Raw genomic sequence first — 22885 nt, forward strand, 5'->3', positions numbered from 1 at the left:
GAAAGCAAAGCAAATAAAAAAGGCGCACTGAGCAAATCAGTGCGCCTTTTTATCACCAAGATGTTTGGTGTGAGCTCGTTATTCTACGCGCTCAAATACAGTTGCAATACCTTGGCCTAAACCAATACACATAGTTGCTAGACCGTATTTAGCGTTCTTGTCTTCCATTAGGTGAACAAGCGTTGTGCTAATACGTGAACCAGAACAACCAAGTGGGTGACCAAGTGCAATTGCACCACCATTTAGGTTAACTTTTTCATCTACCACATCCATCAGACCTAGGTCTTTTAACACTGGTAGAGATTGTGCTGCGAATGCTTCGTTAAGCTCTGCAACATCGATATCGTCAATAGTGATACCTGCTTGTTGAAGTGCTTTTTGCGATGCAGGAACTGGGCCGTAACCCATGATTGATGGATCGCAACCTGCAACAGCCATTGATTTAATACGCGCACGAATAGGTAAACCAAGTTCTTTTGCTTTCTCTTCGCTCATTACAAGCATTGCTGACGCGCCGTCAGAAAGTGCAGAAGAAGTACCTGCCGTTACGCTGCCTGATGCTGGATTGAATACAGGGCGTAGTTGCGATAAGCCTTCAACAGTTGTCTCTGGGCGGATTACTTCATCGTCTTCAACTAAGATTAAAGAACCATCTGCATCGTGACCTTCCATTGGCAGGATTTCACGACGGAAACGACCTTCAACAGTTGCTGCGTGTGCACGTTGGTGTGAACGGTAAGCAAATTCGTCTTGTTGCTCGCGGCTAATGCCGTGCAGCGTAGCAAGGTATTCGGCAGTTAAACCCATTACGCCAGCAGCTTGTGCTACAGACGTTGATAAACCTGGGTGAAAATCATTACCGTGAGTCATAGGTACGTGACCCATGTGCTCAACCCCACCAATGATGTAGGTATCACCAGCGCCAGTCATAATTGCACGTGCCGCATCGTGTAATGCTTGCATTGATGAACCACATAAACGGTTAACTGTTACTGCTGGTACTGAGTGTGGGATACCGGCTAGTAGTGCTGCGTTACGAGCAATGTTAAAGCCTTGCTCTAAAGTTTGTTGTACACAGCCCCAGTAAATATCATCAATTGATGCTGGATCAACGGCTGGGTTACGGTCTAACAAACCTTTCATTAAGTGAGCACTTAAATCTTCCGCACGCTTGTTTTTGAATACGCCGTTCTTTGAACGACCCATTGGTGTGCGGATACAATCTACGATTACTGGATTATTCATGTTTCTTATCCTTCCACCTTATAGAATACACGGCCTTCTTCGGCCCACTTGCGAGTTTCATCTGATACTTGGTAAATCGCACCTAAGTGAGCGTACTTGTCTGCTGTTGCAACAAAGTTCGCTAAACCAGTTTGATCTAAGTAACGGAATGCACCGCCTCTAAATGGAGGGAAACCAATGCCGTAAATTAGCGCCATATCAGCTTCTTGTGGTGACGCTACGATACCTTCTTGTAAACAAAGTAGCACTTCGTTGATCATAGGTACCATACAACGGTCGATGATTTCTTGTTTATCAAAATCTTTAGGTGCATCAGTGATAGCACTTAGTAGCTCAGTTGCTGTTGCATCTTGCGATTTTTTAAGACGACCGCGACGGTCAGGTGCATATTGGTAGAAACCAGCGCCATTTTTCTGACCAAAACGTTTTTCGTTTGCAAATACAGTTACTGGGTCTTTGTCTTGACGAGCCATACGCTCAGGGAAGCCGTCAGCCATTACGCCAGTGCAGTGGTAAGCTGTATCGATACCCACAACATCAAGCAGATAAGCAGGACCCATAGGCCAGCCAAATACGTTTTCCATCACTTTATCAACTTTTGCGAAGTCAGCACCTTCAACAACTAGTTTGCTGAAGCCTGCAAAGTAAGGGAATAGCACGCGGTTTACAAAGAAACCAGGGCAGTCGTTTACAACAATTGGTGATTTACCAAGTTTTAATGCGTAATCAACAACGGCATTAATTGTTGCTTCTAATGTTTTTTCACCACGAATGATTTCTACTAATGGCATTTTTGGCACTGGGTTAAAGAAGTGCATACCGCAGAAGTTTTCTGGTTTTTCAAGAGCAGACGCTAACTCATCAATACGAATAGTTGATGTGTTTGAAGTTAGGATAGTGCCCGCAGGTAAGTCTTTTTCAAGACCAGCAAGAACGGCTTGCTTAACTTTAGGGTTTTCAACAACCGCTTCAACAACGATATCAGCACTTTGTAGGTCTGCATCGTTTAGCGTTGGTTTGATTTTACCTAAAGTAGCAACCATCTTATCCATCGTCATGTGGCCACGTTGTACTTTTTTACCAAGTAGCTTAGATGCTTCGCCCATACCTAAATCAAGAGCATCTTGGTTGATGTCTTTCATGATAATAGGTGTGCCTTTATAAGCAGACTGATATGCAATACCGCCGCCCATAATACCTGCACCTAATACAGCAGCTTGTTTAATTTCAAGCTCACTGTGCTTAGCTTGCTTCTTCGCTTTACCTTTAATGTATTGGTCAGCTAAGAAAATACCGGTTTGCGCGGCAGCTTCGCTTGTTGCTGCAAGTTTAGCAAAGTTAGCGTTTTCAATAGCCATTGCTTCAGCGCGTTCACAGTTTGCAGCAGCTTTGATTGTTTTTACAGCCATAACAGGTGCTGGGTAATGACCTTTTGTCTGACCCATTACCATGCCTTCAGCCATCGCAAAGCTCATACCTTGCTCAACACGGTTCATTTTAAGTGGCTGTAATTTTACTTGTCGTTTTGCTTGCCAATCTAGCTTACCTGCGATGGCTTGCTCAAGTGTTGCAATACTTGACTCTAAAAGTTTGTCAGCACTAACTACCGCGTCAAATGCACCTACTTTTAAGGCATCTTCAGCACGGTTTTCTTTGCCTGTGGTGATCCACGTCATCGCATTATCAGCACCAATAAGGCGCGGAAGGCGAACTGTACCACCAAAACCAGGCATAATGCCTAATTTCACTTCAGGTAGGCCGATTTTAGCGTTAGAGCTAGCAACGCGATAATCGGTAGCAAGTGCCCACTCACATCCACCACCAAGTGCCATGCCGTTTACAGCACTTAACGTTGGGAAAGGTAAATCTTCAATAGCGTCAAAAACGTCAGTTGCATTTTTGATCCATGCAACAAGTTCTTCTTGAGGTTTAGTGAAAGTAGGTAAAAATTCGAAAATGTCGGCGCCGATAATGAAATGATCTTTATCGCTGGTGAACACCATGCCTTTGATATCTGAGTTTGTTGCCAATTCTTTTAATGCTAAAGCGCAATCTTGCAAGGTTTGCTGCGAAAGTTTGTTTACTGAGCCGTCAGCACAGAACTTAAACTCGGCGATGTTGTCCTTGATGAAAGCAACTTCAAATGAATCGCTTTTATATAACATTATTATTCTCCCTAGTTTATTAACTAAGACTGGTACGATGAGTTTGCATTTCAATCAGTGTGCTTGCTTTAAAATGAAAATGCAACGAAAAAATTACTACGCTTTATCGCGATTGATTAAAATATAGCTGGTTTGATGCTAAGGTGTAGTGGAACTTTATTGTTAGTTATTCTTTAATTTTTGTTAAAGGTCATCATGAAAAAACAACTCCTTGGTTGGACGGCTGCCGCATTACTTTTTCCTTTTTTTGCAGCCGACGCCAACGATAAACATGACGCTTTCTTAAAAGCAGAAAAAAAGGCCCGTTACGGTGATTATCAAGACATGAAAGAGGCGGCAAATGGGCTTAATCACCCATTAAAGCCTTATGTTGAAATGGCTTATTGGCAGCGTAACCCAAGCCTTAAGCATCAAACTGAAATCGAAAACTTTTTAAACGTTTATCAAAATACGCCTTTAGAATGGCCTGTGCGAAAAACGTGGCTTGAGTACTTAAGACTGAATAATAAAAAAGCAGCGTATATTCGTAATTATCGAGAAACCAGTAATAACGAACTGACCTGCCCATACTTGAGTTTTCAATTAGAGTTGGGTGCACCCGAAAAAGCTATTATGAATCAGGTGACTGATTTATGGGTGGTGGGAGATTCACAACCGAAAGAATGTGATCAGCTTTTTTCCTTATGGAAGAAAAAAGGCTACCAAACTCAGCAACGAGTTTGGCAACGCATTACATTAGCGGCTGAAGGTGGATCAGCAAGTTTAATTCCTTATTTAAAAACCTTGCTTCCTCGCAATGAACAATATTTAGCTGATTTATATTTAACAGTGCGAAGAGACCCAAGTGCATCAGCTGGCTTATATCGATTTAAAAATAAAACAGCCAAAGAGGGACAAATAGCACTTTATGGTGTGAAGCGTTTAGTTTGGCGAGATAAAGATTTAGCACTAAGGGCGTGGGAAAAACTCGATAAAATGTTCACCTATACGGATGAACAAAAAGCGGATGTGTATTACAGCTTTGCTTTATCGCTCGCTTCAAGTGGTCATAATCAAGCGCGTTTTTGGCTTAACAAAGTACCGAAAGAGCGGCAAACAAGTAAACTTATGCAATGGCAGCTCGCTAACATGCTTGAAAGACAAGATTGGTCAGGGATCGCTGCCTTTTTTACCGGTAAAGAAAATTTAAGTTTAGGGCAGCAATATTGGTTGGCATATAGCTTAAATCAGCGTGGCGAAGTCGAACGAGCTCGTGCCATTTGGCAAACAGTGGCAAAAGAGCGTGATTATTATGGGTTTTTAGCATCTGCTCGGTTAGGTATCCCTGTAAGCTTAAATAACAAAGGATTACAAGTAAGTGATCAACTCAAGCTTGAGGTTGCAAATGCACCTGGTTTTAAACGGGCTCGAGCGCTTTATGAGCTTGAACGTTTCACATCTGCGCGTCGTGAGTGGAATTATTTAACAGATACATCAACCAAAGAAGAAAAGCTCGCGGCTTCTATGCTCGCGGCAGAGCTTGACTGGTATGACAGCACTATTTATACCTTGGCACAAATAAAAGAATGGGATTATGTCGAGCTGCGCTTTCCATTTGCCTTTAAAAATATTTTTGAAAACTACAGTAATCGCAGTCATATAGATGTTGCGTGGAGTATTGCAATTTCACGACGTGAAAGTTCGTTTGCTCCTGATGCTCGCTCTCATGCCAATGCTTACGGTTTGATGCAATTGTTACCAAGTACAGCGAAATATATGAATAAAAGCGCTGTATCTCGAAAACAGTTATATCAACCGCGAACAAATATTCGTTTAGGCAGTCAATATCTACAGTATTTGAAAAAGAAAAATCATGGCAATGAGATCTTAGCTACGGCTTCTTATAATGCGGGTTATCATAGAATTAAGCGCTGGATACCTGAGCAAGCAATGCCAGCAGAGTTATGGATAGAGTTAATTCCTTACACAGAAACGCGCAACTATGTAAAAAATGTTTTTGCGTATAGGCAGGTATACCATACGCGTCTTGGTCGAGATGGTAATGTATTGGCGCCAATTCTTGATATGACTATGGGTGGTTAGTTTATATATGTTGCTAAATTGCCTCTGTTGGGGGATATAGCCGACTATGATAGACTGACAACAAGTTAAATTTACTAAAATGGGTTTACTATGGATAAATTAGCGGTGTTATACGCCGAACACATTGCAACCTTACAACAGCGTACTCGAACTATTACAGAGCGTGAAGGTTTAGAAGGGTTGGTGATTCACTCAGGTCAAGCTAAGCGCCAGTTTTTAGATGACATGTATTATCCGTTTAAAGTGAATCCACAATTTAAAGCCTGGTTACCGGTGATTGATAATCCACACTGCTGGATTGTGGTGGATGGTACAGCAAAACCTAAATTAATCTTTTATCGTCCTGTTGATTTTTGGCACAAGGTACCCGATGAGCCTCGTGATTTTTGGGCTGAGTATTTTGATATTGAATTGTTAGTTCAGCCAGATCAGGTAGAGAAACTGCTTCCTTACGACAAGGCTAAATTTGCCTATATCGGTGAATATTTAGAGGTTGCTCAGGCGCTGGGCTTTAGTATTATGAACCCTGAGCCAGTAATGAACTACTTGCATTACAATCGTGCTTATAAAACGCAATACGAACTTGAGTGTTTGCGTCAAGCCAACCGTATCGCAGTAGAGGGTCACAAAGCAGCACGCGATACTTTCTTTGCTGGTGGTTCAGAGTTTGATATTCAGCAAGCTTATCTCATGGCAACGCGTCAGAGTGAAAACGAAATGCCATACGGCAATATTGTTGCGCTTAATGAAAACTGTGCGATTTTGCATTACACCCATTTTGAGCCTCAAGCACCGCAAAGCCATCGTTCTTTCTTAATTGATGCGGGTGCTAACTTTAATGGTTATGCGGCAGACATCACGCGTACCTATGATTTTAAAAAGTCAGGCGAATTTAGTGACTTAATCAAGGTAATGACTGAACATCAAATTGCTTTAGGTAAGTCTTTAAAGCCAGGTTTGTTATATGGCGAACTGCATTTAGATTGTCATCAACGTGTAGCACAAGTACTGAGCGACTTTAATATTGTGAAGTTACCAGCTGCTGAGATTGTTGAGCGTGGTATTACTTCAACCTTCTTCCCACATGGTCTTGGTCATCATTTAGGCTTGCAAGTTCATGATATGGGCGGCTTTATGGCCGATGATAAGGGGACGCATCAGGCACCGCCAGAGGGCCATCCTTTCCTTCGTTGTACTCGTTTAATCGAGAAGAACCAAGTGTTTACAATTGAACCAGGTTTATACTTCATCGAATCATTACTTGGTGACCTTGCGCAAACTGATAACAAGCAATTTATTAACTGGGAAAAAGTTGAAGAGTTCAAGCCATTTGGCGGTATCCGTATTGAAGATAACATTATCGTTCATGAAGATAGCTTAGAAAACATGACCCGTGATCTACACTTAGATTAATCGTTACATGTTAGTGAATGTCGGGGCCGCTTGGCCCCATTTTTTTAGATAAACAATTATGTCTGAATATCAATATCCGGCTGAGCCGGTTTTTTACCAAGAAGAAATTAAAAAAAGCACCTTTATTGTGCATATTGCTCACACCCCAGATCTAGCGGCTGCAAAAGCCTTTATTAAAGAAATCCAAGATAAATACAGTGATGCACGACATAATTGTTGGGCGCATGTTGCAGGCAACCCAGGTGGTAGTCACGTTTATGGTTTTTCGGATGATGGAGAGCCAAATGGCACTGCCGGTAAGCCCATGCTTAATGTGTTAACTGGATCGGGTATCGGTGAAATAACGGCGGTAGTAACACGTTATTTTGGTGGTATTAAGCTTGGTACAGGCGGTCTAGTACGTGCTTATGGCGGTAGTTTAAATAATGCTATGCGTGAGCTTAAAACCATCACGAAAGTTCCGAGTATTGAGTTAATTGGCCACAGCGACTACAGCGCACAAGGGGCAATAGAGCAGTTACTAAAAAGTAAATATCAAGTGCTTAATATTGATAAGCAATTTGCTGAAAACATTACTTGGCAAATAGAGATTGATAGTCGGCAAGCTGAGCAAGCCATTAATGATGTGCATGAGCTTACTCATGGAGCAGTGGTGCTAAAACTCAGAAAAGTTTGAAATGTAAAAATAATACATTCCGTTTACTTACAATTAAGCCTATAAGACAATAAACTGTATTAGCTAAATCAATTAAATAAGAAAGCGATACGCCTCGATGCAATTTCGTACCATAATTAAAATTCTCGGCCAACTTGTGGCACTATTTAGTATCACCATGGTGCCTCCGGCACTGGTGTCTTTAATTTATAAAGACGGTGGTGGTGTGCCATTCGTTCTTGCTTTCATCTTTAGTGTTGTGATTGGTTTAGCGGCTTACTATCCGAACCGTCATGAGCATGGTGATCTAAAAGCCCGAGAAGGCTTCTTGATTGTGGTTTTGTTCTGGCTGGTACTAGGTACCTTCGCAGCAGTGCCTTTAGTGTTCTTACAAGAGCCCAACCTCTCCTTGGCTGATTCCGTATTTGAAGCCTTTTCAGGGCTAACAACCACAGGTGCTACGGTACTAACCGGAATTGAATACCTGCCTAAGTCTGTACTCTTTTATCGCCAACAATTGCAGTGGTTAGGTGGTATGGGGATCATCGTACTCGCGGTCGCGGTACTGCCTATGCTAGGGGTCGGTGGTATGCAGTTATATCGTGCAGAAACCCCAGGACCTGTTAAAGACTCTAAAATGACGCCGCGTATTGCCGATACAGCAAAGCATCTTTGGTATATTTATGTATCGCTAACAATTGCCTGTACTTTAGCGTACTGGGCTGCGGGTATGGATTGGTTTGATGCGATTTGTCATGCGTTCTCTACTATTGCGATTGGTGGCTTTTCTACTTATGACGCGTCAATGGGGCAGTTTGATAGCCCTGTCATTAATTTTATTTGTGTGGTGTTTTTGCTTATTGCAGCAATTAACTTCTCACTTCACTATGCGGCGGTATCATCACGCAGTATTCGTGTTTATTTACGTGACCCTGAATTTAAAGTGTTCTTACTCATTCAATTAGCGTTGGTGATTGTCTGTTTTACGGTATTGTCATCGAATAACATTTATGCCGATGGTGATGAGACTCTCGACCAAGCTATGTTCCAAGCGGTATCAATGAGTACCACCGCGGGCTTTGCTACCGATAATTTTTCGGCATGGCCTTTGTTTTTACCTATTCTACTTATCTTTTCAAGCTTTATTGGTGGCTGTGCAGGTTCTACTGGCGGCGGCATGAAAGTAGTACGTGTGTTCTTACTTTATTTACAAGGTATTCGCGAGCTAAATCGACTTGTGCATCCTAGGGCTATTTACTCTATTAAACTGGGCCGAAAAGCGTTGCCCGATAAAGTAGTCGAAGCCGTTTGGGGGTTCTTTTCTGCCTATGCTTTGGTGTTTGTGATCATCATGCTGGCATTGATGGGGACGGGGATGGACAACATAAGTGCATTCTCTGCAACGGCCGCGTGTCTAAATAACTTAGGCCCTGGGTTAGGTGAAGTTGCTGCGCATTATGGTGCCATTTCAGATTCAGCCAAATGGCTATTAACGATAGCTATGGTGTTTGGTCGTCTAGAAATATTTACCTTGTTAGTGTTATTTACTCCAACCTTCTGGCGTGGATAAAACGAGTATGTGATTTTCTGTTAGTGGAGGCGAAACAATGCCGAAGACACAAAAACAAATTAATCTTGAAAAACTGGGCTGCATTCCTGCTGGTAGTTTGGTTGATATTGAAATCACCACACCAACTGATAGTAAACGCGTAAAAACAGAGTTTATTGGTTTGTTAAATGATCAATATATAATCTTAAATTACCCATCTATAAAGCGGATAGCGAATGCACATGAATACATTAAAGATGCTGTAATGATTATAATACGTGCTGTACTTGAGACGGGTGGTGGTCAAGTCATTGCGTTTCGTCAGCAGGTTAGTGCAATTTCATCGCATCCTCATCGCTTAATTTTTCTAAACTTTCCACAGCAAGTGCAGCTTTATAGTTTAAGAAGTGAAACGCGAATTCCCACACTATTTTCTGCAAACTTACTGATCAAAGAGCAAACACTCGAAGGCCTCATTAAAGATATTTCTCTCACTGGCGTGCAGTTTGATATCGACAGTAAAGAAGACTTGAGCCAGCTCAAAGGGCAAGAGTGTAAGGTTGTGCTAAGTAAACGGGAGTTTAATGGCACTGTATGTCGAGTACGTAAAAGAGCGGCAGGTTTTATTTTAGGTATTCAGTTAGATTCGAGTAAAGATGAAATGAAAGGCTTTATGAAAGAACATTTAATCGACTTGTCTGTACTTGAAAAATAGCAGAAGTCGCCATTTTGCAACAAAGTGGCGACTTTTCATGTTTTTATCCTGCCAACACCTAAATTAATTCATAATAAATTTAAATTTACATTAAAAATCAATATTTTGAATGTGGTTTTTATTTTCGTTTTTTTATTTTAATTTCTTCGTTCAGATTGAGTTTATATTCAAACTCAGAAAAATTTGCTTTTCTGATCCTGTATTACACCCACTGTCTCCATTTTAAATCTTGTAAGTTATTGATTTTAAATGATGTAAAAAAACTACAATTCACTCTGTTGCAAAATAGCAACAAAAAAATCGACTAATTTTTATTAAAAACCATGCTTTAACGTGAAAGTTGTTGATTTTTATGGCTTTTTAAACATTGGCATCGAAGTTGAAATAGTCCTAGCGAACACAGAGAAAAACTGATTCAGGAATATATCCTTTATCAAAGTTGAGACAACATTGAAGGAATAGTGATTATGAAAACATTACATAAAACTTTAGCACTGGTAGCTCTAGCAACATCTTCAGCAGCGTTTGCTGCAGATTTTGACACATTAGATGTTAATGGTGATGGCGCTATTAGCAAAAGTGAAGCATCTGTAAGCGAAGCACTAATGAGTCAATTTAAAGAGCTAGATACAGATGGTAACGGTGAGCTTTCTAAAGAAGAGTATTCAAAAGCTTAATTTCATTGTAAGGACACACTGAAAAGGACTTTCTAACTCAGACAACACACTTTGAAGGAATGACATTATGAACACAGTAAATAAAACACTTGCACTTATGGCACTAGTATCTTCATCAGCAGCATTTGCGATGAGTGATTTCGATACCCTAGACGTTGATGGCGATGGTGTAATCAGCCAAAGCGAAGCGTCTGTTGATGCAGAGTTAATGAGCAAATTCAGTGAACTAGACACTGACGGTAACGGCGAGTTATCGAAACAAGAGTTCTCAAAAGCTTAATGCAATTAAATAACAGTTTACTTAGCTGATCAGTTCTGTGCTGCCAAAGACAGCCTAAATGGATAAGGGAATCCATGAAAAAGGACAATACCGGAAGTGCGATCAGCTAACACTTAATATTGAAGGAATATGATTATGAAAACAGTTAATAAAACCTTAGCACTTATTGCACTTGTATCTTCATCGGCAGCATTTGCAGCAACAGACTTTGATACCTTAGATGTAGACGGTAACGGCGTGATCAGCAAAAGCGAAGCGGCCGTTGATGCAAACATCATGTCGCAGTTCAAAACATTAGATGTTGATGGCGACGGCGTTCTTACTGAAGCAGAGTTTTCTAAAGCCGAATAACTGAACTAATACGCAGTTATACCAGTTTCCACTAAACAGGGATCTCAGAAACGGATTTCACTCTTTTCAAATTTTGAGGTAGTTATTATGAAACAGTTAAGCACAACAATCGCAATTTTAGCATTAGCAACATCATCAGCAGCTTTTGCACAGGGCGTAAGCTTTGCAACATTTGATACTGACGGCGATGGTGTGATCAGTAAAGAAGAAGCATCTGCAAATACACAGCTTGAAAAGTTATTCCCAGAGCTAGACAGCGATGGTAATGGCGAACTATCAAAAGAAGAGTTCGCTCAAATCCAATAGAATCTTTTAGAAAAGTTAGGTACTTTCACTTCAAGAGTCGTAAAGCAGCTGTGATGGCTGCTTTTTTCGTTTATAAGCTTTTACTTACAAGAAGATAGCACTTACTTGGAACAGCTTTTCAACAACCGTAATGTGCTTTTTATCAATCAAGAACATGATTACGTGGTCACCAGACTGAATAACCGTATCGTCATGAGCAATCAGTACGTCGTCGTTACGTACTATTGCGCCAATAGTCGTACCTGCGGGTAGTTTGATATCAGCAATTGCTCGGCCAACAACTTTAGAAGTATGCTCATCACCATGAGCAACCGCTTCAATGGCTTCTGCTGCGCCTTTACGTAACGAATAAACATTAACGATGTCACCACGACGAACGTGTGTTAGCAGCGCCGAGATGGTTGCTTGCTGAGGCGAAATAGCAATATCAATTTCACCACCTTGTACTAAGTCGACATAAGCACCACGCTGAATAAGCACCATGGTCTTTTGTGCGCCCATACGCTTTGCCAGCATCGCAGACATAATATTTGCTTCATCGTCGTTAGTTACCGCAATGAACACATCAACCTGCTCGATATGTTCTTCTGATAACAGCTCTTGATCAGAGGCATCGCCACAAAACACCACGGTGTTATCAAGCATTTCGGATAACTGCGCAGCTCGCTCTTTATTGCGCTCAAGTAATTTAACACTGTGATTTTTCTCGAGTGAACGAGCAAGTCCTGCACCGATGTTACCACCACCGGCAATCATGATCTTTTTGTATGAACGTTCGAGCTTTTGCAGCTCATTCATTACCGCTCGAATATGCTTGGTTGCAGCGATAAAGAACACTTCATCGTCCGCTTCGATAACGGTTGTGCCAAGCGGTTTAATTGCTTTACCTTGACGATAAATAGCCGCTACGCGAGTTTCGACATTCGGAATGTGTTCTTTCAAGGCTGAAAGAGCATAACCAACCAGTAAACCGCCGTAATACGCTTTCACCGCAACTAGCGATAACATGCCATCGGCAAATTGTAATACCTGTAAAGCGCCCGGATAATCGATTAAGCGACGAATATACTTAGTAACCAACGCTTCAGGCGCAATATAGTGATCAACAGGTAAGTCATCGTTATGGAATAGCTTTTCGCGATACTTTAAGTATTGCTCTGAGCGAATTCGGGCTATTTTGGTTGGGGTGTTAAAAATACTATAAGCGACTTGGCAAGCGACCATGTTCACTTCGTCAGAACTGGTTACGGCAATAATCATATCGGCGTCTTCTGCACCTGCACGGCGCAATACATCGGGATGCGCACTGTGGCCAGTAACACCTTGTAAGTCGTACTTATCTTGTAACTCTCGCAAACGGTTACCGTCGATATCGACAACGGTGATCTCATTTTGCTCACCAACGAGGTTTTCTGCCAATGTGCCACCAACTTGTCCGGCACCGAGTATGATTATTTTCATAGCGTGTTCTTAATTAGTGTTTTTTAACTAGCTTTGCATAGTAGAAACCGTCACTTTCACCAGGCAATAATTGCAGACCAGGTAAAGTAGGGGTGTCGTTTTCATGCAGAGGTACATGTTCAGCACTTTGATTATTAGCAAGGAACTTAGCAACTTGTTGCTGGTTCTCTTGCGGTAATACAGAGCAGGTCGCGTAAACTAACGTACCACCAGGCTTAAGTAGTGGCCAGATGCTATTGAGGATATCGCCTTGTAAATTTGCCAGATCTTCAATATCAGATGCGCGTCGTAACCACTTAATATCAGGATGACGACGAATAACACCTGTTGCTGAGCAAGGCACATCAAGTAATATACGATCGAATTGCTGCTCATCCCACCAAATATGTGGTTGTGAAGCATCAGCACATTGTAGATCGGCAGTTAAACCAATGCGTACTAGATTTTGTTTAACGCGTTCAAGACGTTCGCTATCGCTATCAAGTGCTAATACGTCGGCATCGGCAAGCTCTAGAATATGGCAGGTTTTGCCACCAGGGGCCGCGCACGCATCTAAAATAACATCATCATTTTGTGGCTCAAGAAAACGTGCCGCTAACTGAGCTGCCGCATCTTGCACTGAGCAGGCACCGGTATCAAATTCTGGCAGTGCGTATACATCACACGGTTTTGCGAGTTTAATTCCATCAGGAAAGTCAGGATTTAAGGTGTGCTCAATATCATTGGCTTTAAGCATCTCGCTGTATTCTTGAGTGCTGTATTGCGCTTGGTTTACACGTAACCACATAGGTGCTTGTTGTTGGTTGGCTTCAAGGATCTCTTGCCAGTTGTCAGGGTAAGCCGCAGTTAGTTGTTTGATAAACCAACCTGGGTGGTTAAATTTGCAAACAGGAATTTGCTGCGCTTTTTCTTCAAGCTCTGCTTGTTCACGTTGGAAACTACGTAAAATCGCGTTGATCAGGCCTTTTAAACCCAGTGCGCGCATTTGCTGAAGTGCATTTACTGTTTCGCTAATAGCCGCATGAGGCGGCACACGCATATGTTGAAGTTGGTAAATACCCACATACAACAAGAACTGGAAAATACGGCGTTTACCTTTTAAGGGTTGATCTAAAAGTTGCTGGCAATAATTCTCTAAACTAGGTAAATAGCGCAGCACTCCGTAGCAAATTTGTTGTAAAAGGGCCTTGTCTTTAGGCGATAAACCTTGGCTGGCAAAAGGTAGCTCTTGATTTAATGATGCACCTTTATCAACTACGTTATAGAGAGTCTCAGCAGCGAGTGCTCTTACATTACTCATTGTTTTGGCCTAATGTTGTACCCGGTTCAACCCAATCACTGCGGCCATTTAAGAAATCGCTCACTGCCATTGGCTTTTTACCTTGCGGTTGAAGGAGGGTGATTTTAAGTGCATCTTGCCCACAGCCAACGGTAATACCTTGCTTATCAGCAGCAATGATTTTACCTGCCTGTGCAGTTTGTGTTACCACTTCAGCTTGCCAAATCTTAACTGTTTGCCCTGCCATTTCGGTAAAGCAAACTGGCCAAGGGTTAAAGGCACGGATATTACGCTCAATTTGCGCAGCATCCATTGACCAATCAATATTAGCTTCGTCTTTTGAAAGCTTCTTGGCGTAATTTGCCTGTGCGTCATCTTGCTTTTCTGCTGTGATTTCACCCGCAGCAAGACGATTAATCGTGCTGATCAGTGCATCTGGACCAAGCGCAGCCAGCTTATCGTATAAAGAGCTACTGGTTTCTGTGCTATCAATCGGGCAGCGGCTGATGTGCAGCATGTCACCGGTATCTAAGCCTTCATCCATTTGCATTATTGTTACACCGGTTTCATTATCGCCAGCCCAAATAGCACGTTGAATCGGTGCTGCACCACGCCAGCGCGGTAAAATAGAACCATGCACATTTAAACAGCCTAAGCGTGGCGCGTCTAAAATTGCTTTTGGTAATAATAAGCCGTATGCCACCACAATCATGATGTCTGCGTTTAGGCTTGTAAGCTCTGCAAGCGCTTCAGCTGATTTTAACGATTGCGGTTGAAATACAGGTAAGTTATGAGCAAGTGCTAGCTCTTTAACTTCACTGGCTTTAAGCTTTTTACCGCGGCCTGCAGGGCGATCAGGTTGGCTATAAACACCAACAACGTCGTGCTCTGAGTCGATCAATGCTTGTAAATGGCGCGCAGCAAAATCTGGCGTACCAGCAAAAATAATGCGTAATGGTTGTGTCACAGAAATTCCTATTGATTAACTTATTGTTTTGCAGCCAGCTTTGCTTCTTTTTCAAGCTTTTTACGGATACGTTGGCGCTTTAAAGGCGATAGATAATCAATAAATAGGGTGCCTTTAAGGTGATCAAGCTCGTGCTGAATACAAATAGCTAATAGCTCGTCAGCATCTAGGCTGAACTCTTCACCATTTTCATTTAGCGCTTTTACAGTTACTGTTTCTGCGCGGTCAACTTTTGCATATGAATAAGGCACTGACAAACAGCCTTCTTCACTTACCGTTGAGCCATCTTTCTTGGTGATTTCTGGGTTAATTAATACTAACGGTTGGTCGCGCTCTTCTGATACATCGATCACCACAATTCGCTGGTGGATATCTACTTGCGTTGCAGCTAAGCCGATACCGTTTTCGTCATACATTGTTTCAAGCATGTCTTTGACAATTTGACGAACTTCATCGTTTACTTCTGGTACTTCTTTCGCGATTGTACGTAAACGCTCATCCGGAAATCTCAAAACTTCTAACCTAGCCATAGTTACCTTTTACACTTGTGATTCATTTAGGGTATTGTATGCTCTTATTTTAGCCATTCGTGTTCACCTTTAACAGGTTTTGGTTGATAATAATCAAAAAACAACTCAAGGAAGCCAAATGAGATACTCACTAGTTGCGGCTTTGCTAGCCATTAGCTGTGCTTTTCCAGCAGCTGCTGATGTGTTAACGATCAAAAAAGACGCTCCAAAACAATATATTGTAAAGAAAGGTGATACACTTTGGGATATTTCAGGTGTGTATCTTGACCAGCCATGGCAATGGCCTGATTTGTGGCAAATGAATCCGCAAATCGCGAATCCTCACCTTATTTATCCGGGAGATGCGCTTTCTTTAATTTACGATAAAGATGGTAATCCTCGTTTGGTTAAAAATGCACGCTATAAAAAGCTGTCTCCTGAAGGGCGAATTACGCCGAAAGGTAAGCAAGCCGTCCCTACATTACCGCTTGAGTTGTTGCGTCCATACCTCACTTATCAGCAAGCTATTAGTACAGATGGTATCGCCGAACAGCCATATGTGCTTGGTGCTAGCGTCAATACAAAAATGAACACCATGGGGCATGTTTTATATGTTAAAGGCGATCTGCATCTTAACGAGGCATATGGTGTGTACCGCCAAGGTGATAAGTTGGTTGATCCTGAATCTAAAGACGTTTTGGCACACAAAGCTGAGTTAGTTGCTATTGTACGCGCATTCAGAAGTGGAGATGTTGCTAATGGGGTGCCTGCCTCAGTTAAAGTTGAGTTAGTTAAACAAGAAATAAAACCACACGATTTCTTGATGCCCGCAATGGAAGGGCAAATGTTACCTGCATACTTCACTATGAAACGCCCAGATACCACAATGAATGGCACGATTATCGCGTCAGCCAATGAGTTGCGTGAATTTAGTACCATGGATATTGTGGTTCTAAACTTGGGCGCCGATAAAGTTGAACCGGGTTTTGTGCTAGATATTCAGCGCCAATCACCAGAAGTTTTTGATGGTCGAGAGGGGCCACGTTATCGCGAAGACTCTAGTAGTCTTGAAAAACTAATTTCAGATACAAATGAGTTTTTTGGTATTGAAAGCGATGAAGACAGTAATGTATGGCATATGCCAAAGGAAAAAGTGGGTGAGTTAATGGTGTTTAAAGTATATGACAACGTTAGCTACGCATTAATAGTAAAAAACCAGCATCCAATTCGAGTTGGGGATTATGCAGTTCTAAACTAACTCACAATCTGGAGGCTCTAAGGAGGGAGCATGGTACAGGTTTCAGGCAAGCTATCCCATTGGCTTGCCTTTTATTTATGTAAAGGCCTAGGGATCAAAAGCCTTATAGCATTAAGTCAAAAGCATCCGCTTGGTGAGTTATTTTCACTCACTAGCCTACAGTTACAGCAGCTTGGTTTATCGCAGGCGCAAGCTGATAATTTAGTAAATACTGACTGGCAGTTAGTGGCTCACCATGAAACACAAATTGAGCAGTTGCAAATTAAGGTTGTGAGTTACTTTGATGACGATTATCCGCCGTTACTTAAACAAATAGCGAGTGCACCTTTATTACTGTTTTGCTTAGGTAACACGGATCTACTGCTGTCACCGCAAATAGCTATTGTTGGTAGCCGTAATGCTACACCAATAGGCCTTGAAATAGCCGCAGAGTTTGCTCATCAACTTTCACTGGCTGGCATGACAATTACCTCTGGAATGGCTATGGGTATTGATAGTGCGGCGCATAAAGGTGCATTAGCTGGTACCGGCAACACAATTGCTGTGCTTGGAACAGGAATTGATATTGCCTACCCCAAACGAAATAAATTGTTGATTAAACAGGTGGCTGAACGTGGTTTATTAGTGTCGGAGTTCTTACCTGGCACGGCAGCTAGTGCTACTAATTTTCCACGTCGAAACCGTATTATCTCCGGCCTTTCTTTAGGTGTACTTATAGTAGAGGCGCAGATAAAAAGTGGTTCACTTGTTACCGTACGCTATGCGTTAGAGCAAAATAAAGAAGTCTTTGCAGTACCGGGATCAATTAAAAGTCCTTTGTCTGAAGCGAGCCACTTTTTGATTAAGCAAGGAGCTAAACTCACAGAAAATATAAGTGATATTCTTGATGAAGTGAGCTTTTTCTGTGAAAACAGTCTATATAGTATAGAACAGCCTAGTGCAAATGAGCCTAACTGTCCTGTCTTCAACAGTATCGGGTATGAGGTCACAAGCGTTGATCAAATAACGCAGCGTAGCCAATTACCAGTCGATGAAGTACAAGCTCGGTTGCTTGACCTAGAACTTGCCGATAAAGTTGAGCGAGTGCTAGACGGTTATATAAGACTTGGAGGACATAAATATGTTTGACATCCTCATGTATCTTTTTGAAAACTACATTCATAGCGAAGCTGAAATCTTTACAGAAGAGAACGAGCTTACTGATGAGTTAGTTCGTGCAGGTTTTAATAAGCCCGAAATTTACAAAGCACTTGATTGGTTAGAGCAGCTAGCTGATCTGCAACAAAGTGATATATATCCGTATCTAAATGCACAGCCGCAGCATGCAATGCGTATTTACACTGATAGTGAGTGTCAAATGCTGAGCGTTGAGTGTCGTGGATTTTTAATGTTTATAGAGCAAATTGGTGTGATCAACACCGTTACTCGAGAAATGGTCATTGATAGACTTTGCGCTCTAGATAAGCCATACATCTCTTTGGAAGATCTAAAGTGGGTAGTGTTAATGGTGCTATTTAATGTGCCAGGTTCAGAGCAAGCTTATGCGCAAATGGAAGACTTAATATTTGACGAACCAGCAGACGTCTTACACTGAGTAGACTTTGCTTGTATCTTTGTTGAGTTTGGGTATATTAGGCGAAAATTAGCCAACCCCACAGGAATCTTATGAGTAAAATCGACCATTCTCTTTTTTCTGCAGATAAACATGCATTAGAAAAAGAGTATGAGGTTTGCCCTAAATGCGGTTCTGAGTTGGTTATGCGCAACTCAAAGTCAGGACCGTTTTTAGGCTGTGCCAGTTACCCAAAGTGTGACTACATTCGCCCATTAGCACATCATGATAGCCAACAGATAAAAGTCCTTGAAGACAGTGCCTGTCCTGAGTGTGGTAAGCCATTGGTAATTAAAAATGGTCGCTATGGCATGTTTATAGGCTGCACAGGCTATCCAGATTGTCATTATATTGCTCATGATGAAGAGCCCGATGATGCACCAGTATTGCCAGCATGCCCAAAGTGTAAAAAAGGCCAACTCGTTGCGCGTAGTAATAAGTTTGGCAAAACCTTTTATTCTTGTGATTGCTATCCACGCTGTAAATACACATTAAATCATAAACCCGTTGCAAAGCCTTGCCCAGCTTGCCAATGGCCAATTATGACTGAAAAGAAAACTGCCTCAGGTGTTGTGCTACAATGCCCGCAGAAGTCGTGTATGCATAAGTTAGTTGAATCTTAATACACTTGTTATTCGCATATTGAGGAGAGTTCCGTTGTCTGAACCTGTTGCACAACCTGCCAGTGCTATTGATGCTTTACAACAAGGCGGTGTAATTGTATATCCAACCGAAGCTGTATTTGGTCTTGGTTGCGATCCTGATGATCAAGCTGCGGTTGAAAAGCTATTAGCTATTAAACAGCGCCCAGTTGAAAAAGGCTTAATTTTAATTGCTGATAACTATGGTCAGTTATTAAAGTATGTTGATGATGCCAAAATCCCAATGGATAAGCGTGCAGATATATTCTCGCAATGGCCAGGTGCGATTACCTGGGTGATGCCAGCAGCAAAAGAAACGCCAAAGTGGTTAACAGGTCAGTTTGATACTATTGCGGTACGTGTAACTGATCATCCAACAGTAAAAGCCCTGTGCCAACAATTTGGTAAACCGCTTGTTTCTACAAGTGCAAATTTAACTGGCCAGCCTACAGTTATGAGTATTGAACAGGCAAAAGCAGAGTTTACTGATATGGTTGACTTCTACGTAGATGAGCCCCTCGGCGGTAACACTCAACCAAGCGTGATCAAAGACGCAGCGACCGGCAAAGTATTTAGAGGATAAACATGCAAAGCGAGCTACTCGAACAAGTTAAAACCTATTTAATGGCCTTACAAGACACAATTTGTCAGGGCCTTGAAAGTGCCGATGGCAAAGCAAAGTTTGTTGAAGATAATTGGCAACGTGCAGAAGGCGGTGGTGGCCGTACTCGTGTTATCCAAGGTGGCAATGTCATTGAACAGGGCGGGGTAAACTATTCGCATGTGTTTGGTGCTTCAATGCCAGCCTCTGCAACAGCACATCGTCCTGAGCTCGCTGGTCGTAGTTTTCATGCGTGTGGTGTGTCATTAGTGATCCACCCTAATAACCCTCATATTCCGACTAGCCATGCTAACGTACGATTCTTCATTGCCGAAAAAGAAGGCGAAGAGCCAATTTGGTGGTTTGGTGGCGGTTTTGATTTAACCCCTTATTACCCTGTATTTGAAGATGTACAACACTGGCATCAGGTGGCAAGCGATTTATGTCAGCCATTTGGTACAGAGGTTTACGACAAATATAAAACGTGGTGTGATGATTACTTTTATTTAAAACACCGTGGTGAAACTCGTGGTGTTGGTGGCTTATTCTTTGATGATTTAAATGAGCTTGGCTTTGAGCAAAGCTTTGCCTTTATGCAAGCGGTAGGAAATGGTTATTTAGATGCTTACCTACCCATTATTGAACGCCGCAAAGACACACCAACAACTGAGCAACAACGCGACTTCCAACTGTATCGTCGTGGTCGTTATGTTGAGTTTAACCTTGTTTGGGACCGCGGAACATTATTTGGCTTACAAACAGGTGGACGTACTGAGTCTATCTTAATGTCGATGCCACCATTGGCACGTTGGGAATATAACTATGTGCCAGCTGCAGACAGCCCTGAGGCTAAGCTGTATCAGTACTATTTACGCCCACAAGATTGGTTAAATACGCAAGAGTCAGACCTAGTTGCACGTCAGTGGCAGCTTTAATCAAATATTGAAACCACTCTAATCAACATTGTGTTGTCACCTTCGACGAGGGTGACGACCCGTTCGCTACTCGGCAGCTCTGGTAATACGCTAAATAACACCTCAGCTTTTAAAATCTCTAACTCTTCTTTAGGAGTATTGATGGGAGCACTGATTTGCGTTAGACATTGGTTTATATCACAGGCATAAAAGTCGAGTTTTACTTCATAATACTCAGGATGCTGAATAAGCTTTTCAAAACCATCAACAATGCTTTGTTCATGTTTATCACTTAGTGATGTTTTACCCTGGCTAAGCAGTGATTAAGCAATCTGTTGAATATCATCATGATAAATATATTCATCAATAGTGCTTATTTGAACTGAGGAATCGTTTACGCTGTGCTGATAGGTAAACAGTAGTGCCGCAATAACCCCAATGCAGACTAAAAGAGTTGTTATAAATTTCATTTAAACATCCTTATTTACTATGAAATATTCATAACAACTCTAGCAGTTGCATGAAAAACTCGCAATTTAGCTTAATTTAAAGCGTCTCACTTGTTCATCCAGTGAGCGTGCTAACGACAACAGCTCTTCACTGACCTTTTGGTTTTCATGCGCATCAACCAATGAATGCTCGGCATTATCACTGATTGCAATAACGCTTTGGTTAATTTCTTCAGCTGCAAGGTTTTGCTGTTCAGTGGCATCAGCAATTTGTACGTTAAGTTGGTTTATCTCGCTCATTTGTGAAGAAATATCACGTAATGCTTTTGCAACCTGCTTAACTTGAACTGCTCTCTCGTCAGCTTCTTCACAAGAGTTATTCATCGTATTAACGGTTTGCGCAGCTTCACTTTGCAGTTTGTCGATAGTGCGGCGAATTTCATCCGTAGAGTCATGAGTGCGAGTTGCAAGAGTGCGCACTTCGTCAGCTACCACAGCAAAGCCACGGCCAGCTTCACCAGCACGAGCCGCCTCAATCGCAGCATTAAGTGCAAGTAAGTTAGTTTGTTCGGCAATACTACTGATCACCTCAAGTACTTTGCCAACGTCTAGCGTTTGGGTTTGTAGTTGAGTTACTTGATCAGCTGCCGCTCTCACATCAGCCGCAAGTTGATTAATACTTTGCTCTGTATGCTCAGCAACGTGTAAGCTTTGCTGTGCAAGCTGATTACTGTGCTCAGACTTCTCAGACGCAAAATGTGTCGTATTTTTAACTTCGCTTGATGAGCTTTCGAGCTCATTAATGGCAGCTGCTACTGAGTCTGTACCTTGCTTTTGCTTTAAAATCGCCTGCTCTGTTGCATCCGCGGAGGCATAAATGCTTTCGGCAGAGTGGATCAACACCTTAGAAGAGTGGGAAACTTGGGCAATATTATCTTTAAATGCACCAATCATGTGATTAAAGCTGGTGGCAAGTGAACTAAGCTCGTCGTTATTGTTGTCATCAATTTTTAGGCTTAGATCTTTATTGGTCGTTGCCAAATGCATGGTATGGCTAATGACTTTTAAGCGTTTGATAAATATTTTTCTAAACATCACCGCCAGCAGTGTAAATGCAGTAATGAAAATCGCCGTTAATAGCAGCGTGTTCATTAACGTGTTTTTTGAAACTTCTTGTTCAATATCAGCCAACGAATAACTAATTTTTACTACACCTAATACATCACCTTCTTGTGCTTGGTGACACCCCAAACAGTTAGTACCTTTATAGTCACTTCTGGCAAACATCGGTTTAAGGTAAGTCATCGTGCTTGTATCTTGGTCAATAAAAAGTGCTTCATTGCCTGTTAATGCTTGACGCTCAGCATCATTCACAGCTACTTGGTTTGCATTACCGGGGCCATAAATTTTATTAACGATCGGACTACGTATGATATGGGCATCTTCAATATTAGGGTGGCTTCTTAATTTAGTACTCAGAATTTCGCGGTTAGCCATAGTGCCAGTCAGCATCATGGTATTAATGGAGTCAAAGTAATTATCGGCAAGCAGCTTTATGTTATTTTCAACAGTATCTTGTGCTAATTCATGTTGTTGCTGGGCGCTACTAAATATACTGGCAAATAAAACCAATAGCCCGGTTACAGCCAGCAAGGCATAAATTTTAAATTGGATAGACTTCATTCAACGACGCTTTTTCTAAATTAAGGAAATTTTATTATCTTTATTTAGAAAAAGCGTACATTGATATAGCGCA

The 22885-nt window shown here is 41.8% G+C and carries 23 protein-coding genes; 15 read left to right on the forward strand and 8 right to left on the reverse strand.

The window, feature by feature from the left end; genetic code table 11:
- Window positions 1-78 precede the first annotated feature (78 nt).
- Window positions 79-1245 carry an acetyl-CoA C-acyltransferase FadA gene (gene fadA, locus E5N72_RS02490; protein WP_054554784.1) on the reverse strand — a complete coding sequence of 389 codons (1167 nt, stop codon included), beginning with the start codon at window positions 1243-1245 and terminating at the stop codon, window positions 79-81.
- A 5-nt stretch (window positions 1246-1250) separates the two neighbouring features.
- The gene (fadB, locus tag E5N72_RS02495) at window positions 1251-3410 is read right to left on the reverse strand and encodes a fatty acid oxidation complex subunit alpha FadB (protein ID WP_135923091.1); all 2160 of its coding nucleotides are present in this window, start codon (window positions 3408-3410) and stop codon (window positions 1251-1253) included.
- A 195-nt stretch (window positions 3411-3605) separates the two neighbouring features.
- Between fadB and E5N72_RS02500 the strand changes: the two genes are divergently transcribed.
- From E5N72_RS02500 to E5N72_RS02540, 9 genes are all read left to right on the forward strand, one after another.
- On the forward strand, window positions 3606-5492 hold the full coding sequence (locus E5N72_RS02500; RefSeq protein WP_135923092.1) for a transglycosylase SLT domain-containing protein: 1887 nt from the start codon (window positions 3606-3608) through the stop codon (window positions 5490-5492).
- Between the two features lie 90 nt (window positions 5493-5582).
- Window positions 5583-6905, forward strand: coding sequence for a Xaa-Pro dipeptidase (gene pepQ / locus E5N72_RS02505; RefSeq protein WP_135923093.1), 1323 nt, complete (start codon window positions 5583-5585; stop codon window positions 6903-6905).
- Between the two features lie 58 nt (window positions 6906-6963).
- A complete protein-coding gene (locus E5N72_RS02510; protein WP_135923094.1) occupies window positions 6964-7581 on the forward strand; it encodes a YigZ family protein in 618 nt (205 codons plus the stop codon).
- 97 nt (window positions 7582-7678) lie between these two features.
- Window positions 7679-9130 (forward strand): TrkH family potassium uptake protein, encoded by a 1452-nt coding sequence (locus E5N72_RS02515; protein WP_135923095.1) that lies wholly within the window; start codon window positions 7679-7681, stop codon window positions 9128-9130.
- Between the two features lie 37 nt (window positions 9131-9167).
- Complete coding sequence (locus E5N72_RS02520; protein ID WP_135923096.1) at window positions 9168-9824, forward strand: flagellar brake protein; 657 nt, start codon at window positions 9168-9170, stop codon at window positions 9822-9824.
- A gap of 467 nt (window positions 9825-10291) precedes the next feature.
- On the forward strand, window positions 10292-10501 hold the full coding sequence (locus E5N72_RS02525; protein ID WP_135923097.1) for a calmodulin: 210 nt from the start codon (window positions 10292-10294) through the stop codon (window positions 10499-10501).
- Window positions 10502-10568: 67 nt separating this feature from the next.
- Entirely contained in the window at window positions 10569-10781 is a 213-nt protein-coding gene (locus E5N72_RS02530; protein WP_135923098.1) for a calmodulin, read from the forward strand.
- 135 nt (window positions 10782-10916) lie between these two features.
- Window positions 10917-11132: a calmodulin gene (locus E5N72_RS02535; RefSeq protein WP_135923099.1), complete on the forward strand. Its 216-nt coding sequence runs from the start codon at window positions 10917-10919 to the stop codon at window positions 11130-11132.
- Between the two features lie 87 nt (window positions 11133-11219).
- A complete protein-coding gene (locus E5N72_RS02540) occupies window positions 11220-11438 on the forward strand; it encodes an EF-hand domain-containing protein (protein WP_135923100.1) in 219 nt (72 codons plus the stop codon).
- 84 nt (window positions 11439-11522) lie between these two features.
- Here the strand turns inward: E5N72_RS02540 and trkA are convergent, their stop codons facing one another.
- Genes trkA through def form a run of 4 tightly spaced genes read right to left on the reverse strand, consistent with a single transcriptional unit; the run spans window position 11523 to window position 15675 of the window.
- On the reverse strand, window positions 11523-12899 hold the full coding sequence (gene trkA / locus E5N72_RS02545; protein ID WP_054563775.1) for a Trk system potassium transporter TrkA: 1377 nt from the start codon (window positions 12897-12899) through the stop codon (window positions 11523-11525).
- Between the two features lie 13 nt (window positions 12900-12912).
- Window positions 12913-14199: a 16S rRNA (cytosine(967)-C(5))-methyltransferase RsmB gene (rsmB, locus tag E5N72_RS02550; RefSeq protein ID WP_135923101.1), complete on the reverse strand. Its 1287-nt coding sequence runs from the start codon at window positions 14197-14199 to the stop codon at window positions 12913-12915.
- Complete coding sequence (gene fmt / locus E5N72_RS02555) at window positions 14192-15145, reverse strand: methionyl-tRNA formyltransferase (RefSeq protein ID WP_135923102.1); 954 nt, start codon at window positions 15143-15145, stop codon at window positions 14192-14194. Before fmt ends, rsmB begins: the two co-directional genes overlap by 8 nt.
- 20 nt (window positions 15146-15165) lie before the next feature.
- Entirely contained in the window at window positions 15166-15675 is a 510-nt protein-coding gene (gene def, locus E5N72_RS02560; protein ID WP_135923103.1) for a peptide deformylase, read from the reverse strand.
- 118 nt (window positions 15676-15793) lie between these two features.
- Between def and E5N72_RS02565 the strand changes: the two genes are divergently transcribed.
- The 6 genes from E5N72_RS02565 (at window position 15794) to hemF (ending at window position 20701) form a co-directional block, all read left to right on the forward strand.
- Window positions 15794-16912: a LysM peptidoglycan-binding domain-containing protein gene (locus E5N72_RS02565; protein WP_135923104.1), complete on the forward strand. Its 1119-nt coding sequence runs from the start codon at window positions 15794-15796 to the stop codon at window positions 16910-16912.
- 30 nt (window positions 16913-16942) lie between these two features.
- A complete protein-coding gene (gene dprA, locus E5N72_RS02570; protein ID WP_135923105.1) occupies window positions 16943-18040 on the forward strand; it encodes a DNA-processing protein DprA in 1098 nt (365 codons plus the stop codon).
- Entirely contained in the window at window positions 18033-18506 is a 474-nt protein-coding gene (locus tag E5N72_RS02575) for a DUF494 family protein (protein ID WP_130050108.1), read from the forward strand. The genes dprA and E5N72_RS02575 overlap by 8 nt, the downstream gene beginning before the upstream one ends.
- Window positions 18507-18577: 71 nt before the next feature.
- Window positions 18578-19147, forward strand: a complete 570-nt coding sequence (locus tag E5N72_RS02580) for a type I DNA topoisomerase (protein ID WP_135923106.1) — start codon at window positions 18578-18580, stop codon at window positions 19145-19147.
- 34 nt (window positions 19148-19181) lie between these two features.
- Window positions 19182-19748 (forward strand): L-threonylcarbamoyladenylate synthase, encoded by a 567-nt coding sequence (locus E5N72_RS02585; protein ID WP_135923107.1) that lies wholly within the window; start codon window positions 19182-19184, stop codon window positions 19746-19748.
- Between the two features lie 2 nt (window positions 19749-19750).
- On the forward strand, window positions 19751-20701 hold the full coding sequence (hemF, locus tag E5N72_RS02590) for an oxygen-dependent coproporphyrinogen oxidase (RefSeq protein ID WP_135923108.1): 951 nt from the start codon (window positions 19751-19753) through the stop codon (window positions 20699-20701).
- Between the two features lie 302 nt (window positions 20702-21003).
- On the opposite strand, the gene E5N72_RS20580 is transcribed toward hemF, so the two are convergent.
- Together E5N72_RS20580 and E5N72_RS02595 are read right to left on the reverse strand one after the other, a co-directional pair.
- Entirely contained in the window at window positions 21004-21150 is a 147-nt protein-coding gene (locus tag E5N72_RS20580; RefSeq protein WP_168246702.1) for a hypothetical protein, read from the reverse strand.
- Between the two features lie 66 nt (window positions 21151-21216).
- A complete protein-coding gene (locus E5N72_RS02595) occupies window positions 21217-22812 on the reverse strand; it encodes a methyl-accepting chemotaxis protein (protein WP_135923109.1) in 1596 nt (531 codons plus the stop codon).
- Window positions 22813-22885 lie beyond the last annotated feature (73 nt).

The organism is Pseudoalteromonas sp. MEBiC 03607 (assembly GCF_004792295.1).
Lineage (GTDB): Bacteria > Pseudomonadota > Gammaproteobacteria > Enterobacterales > Alteromonadaceae > Pseudoalteromonas > Pseudoalteromonas lipolytica_C.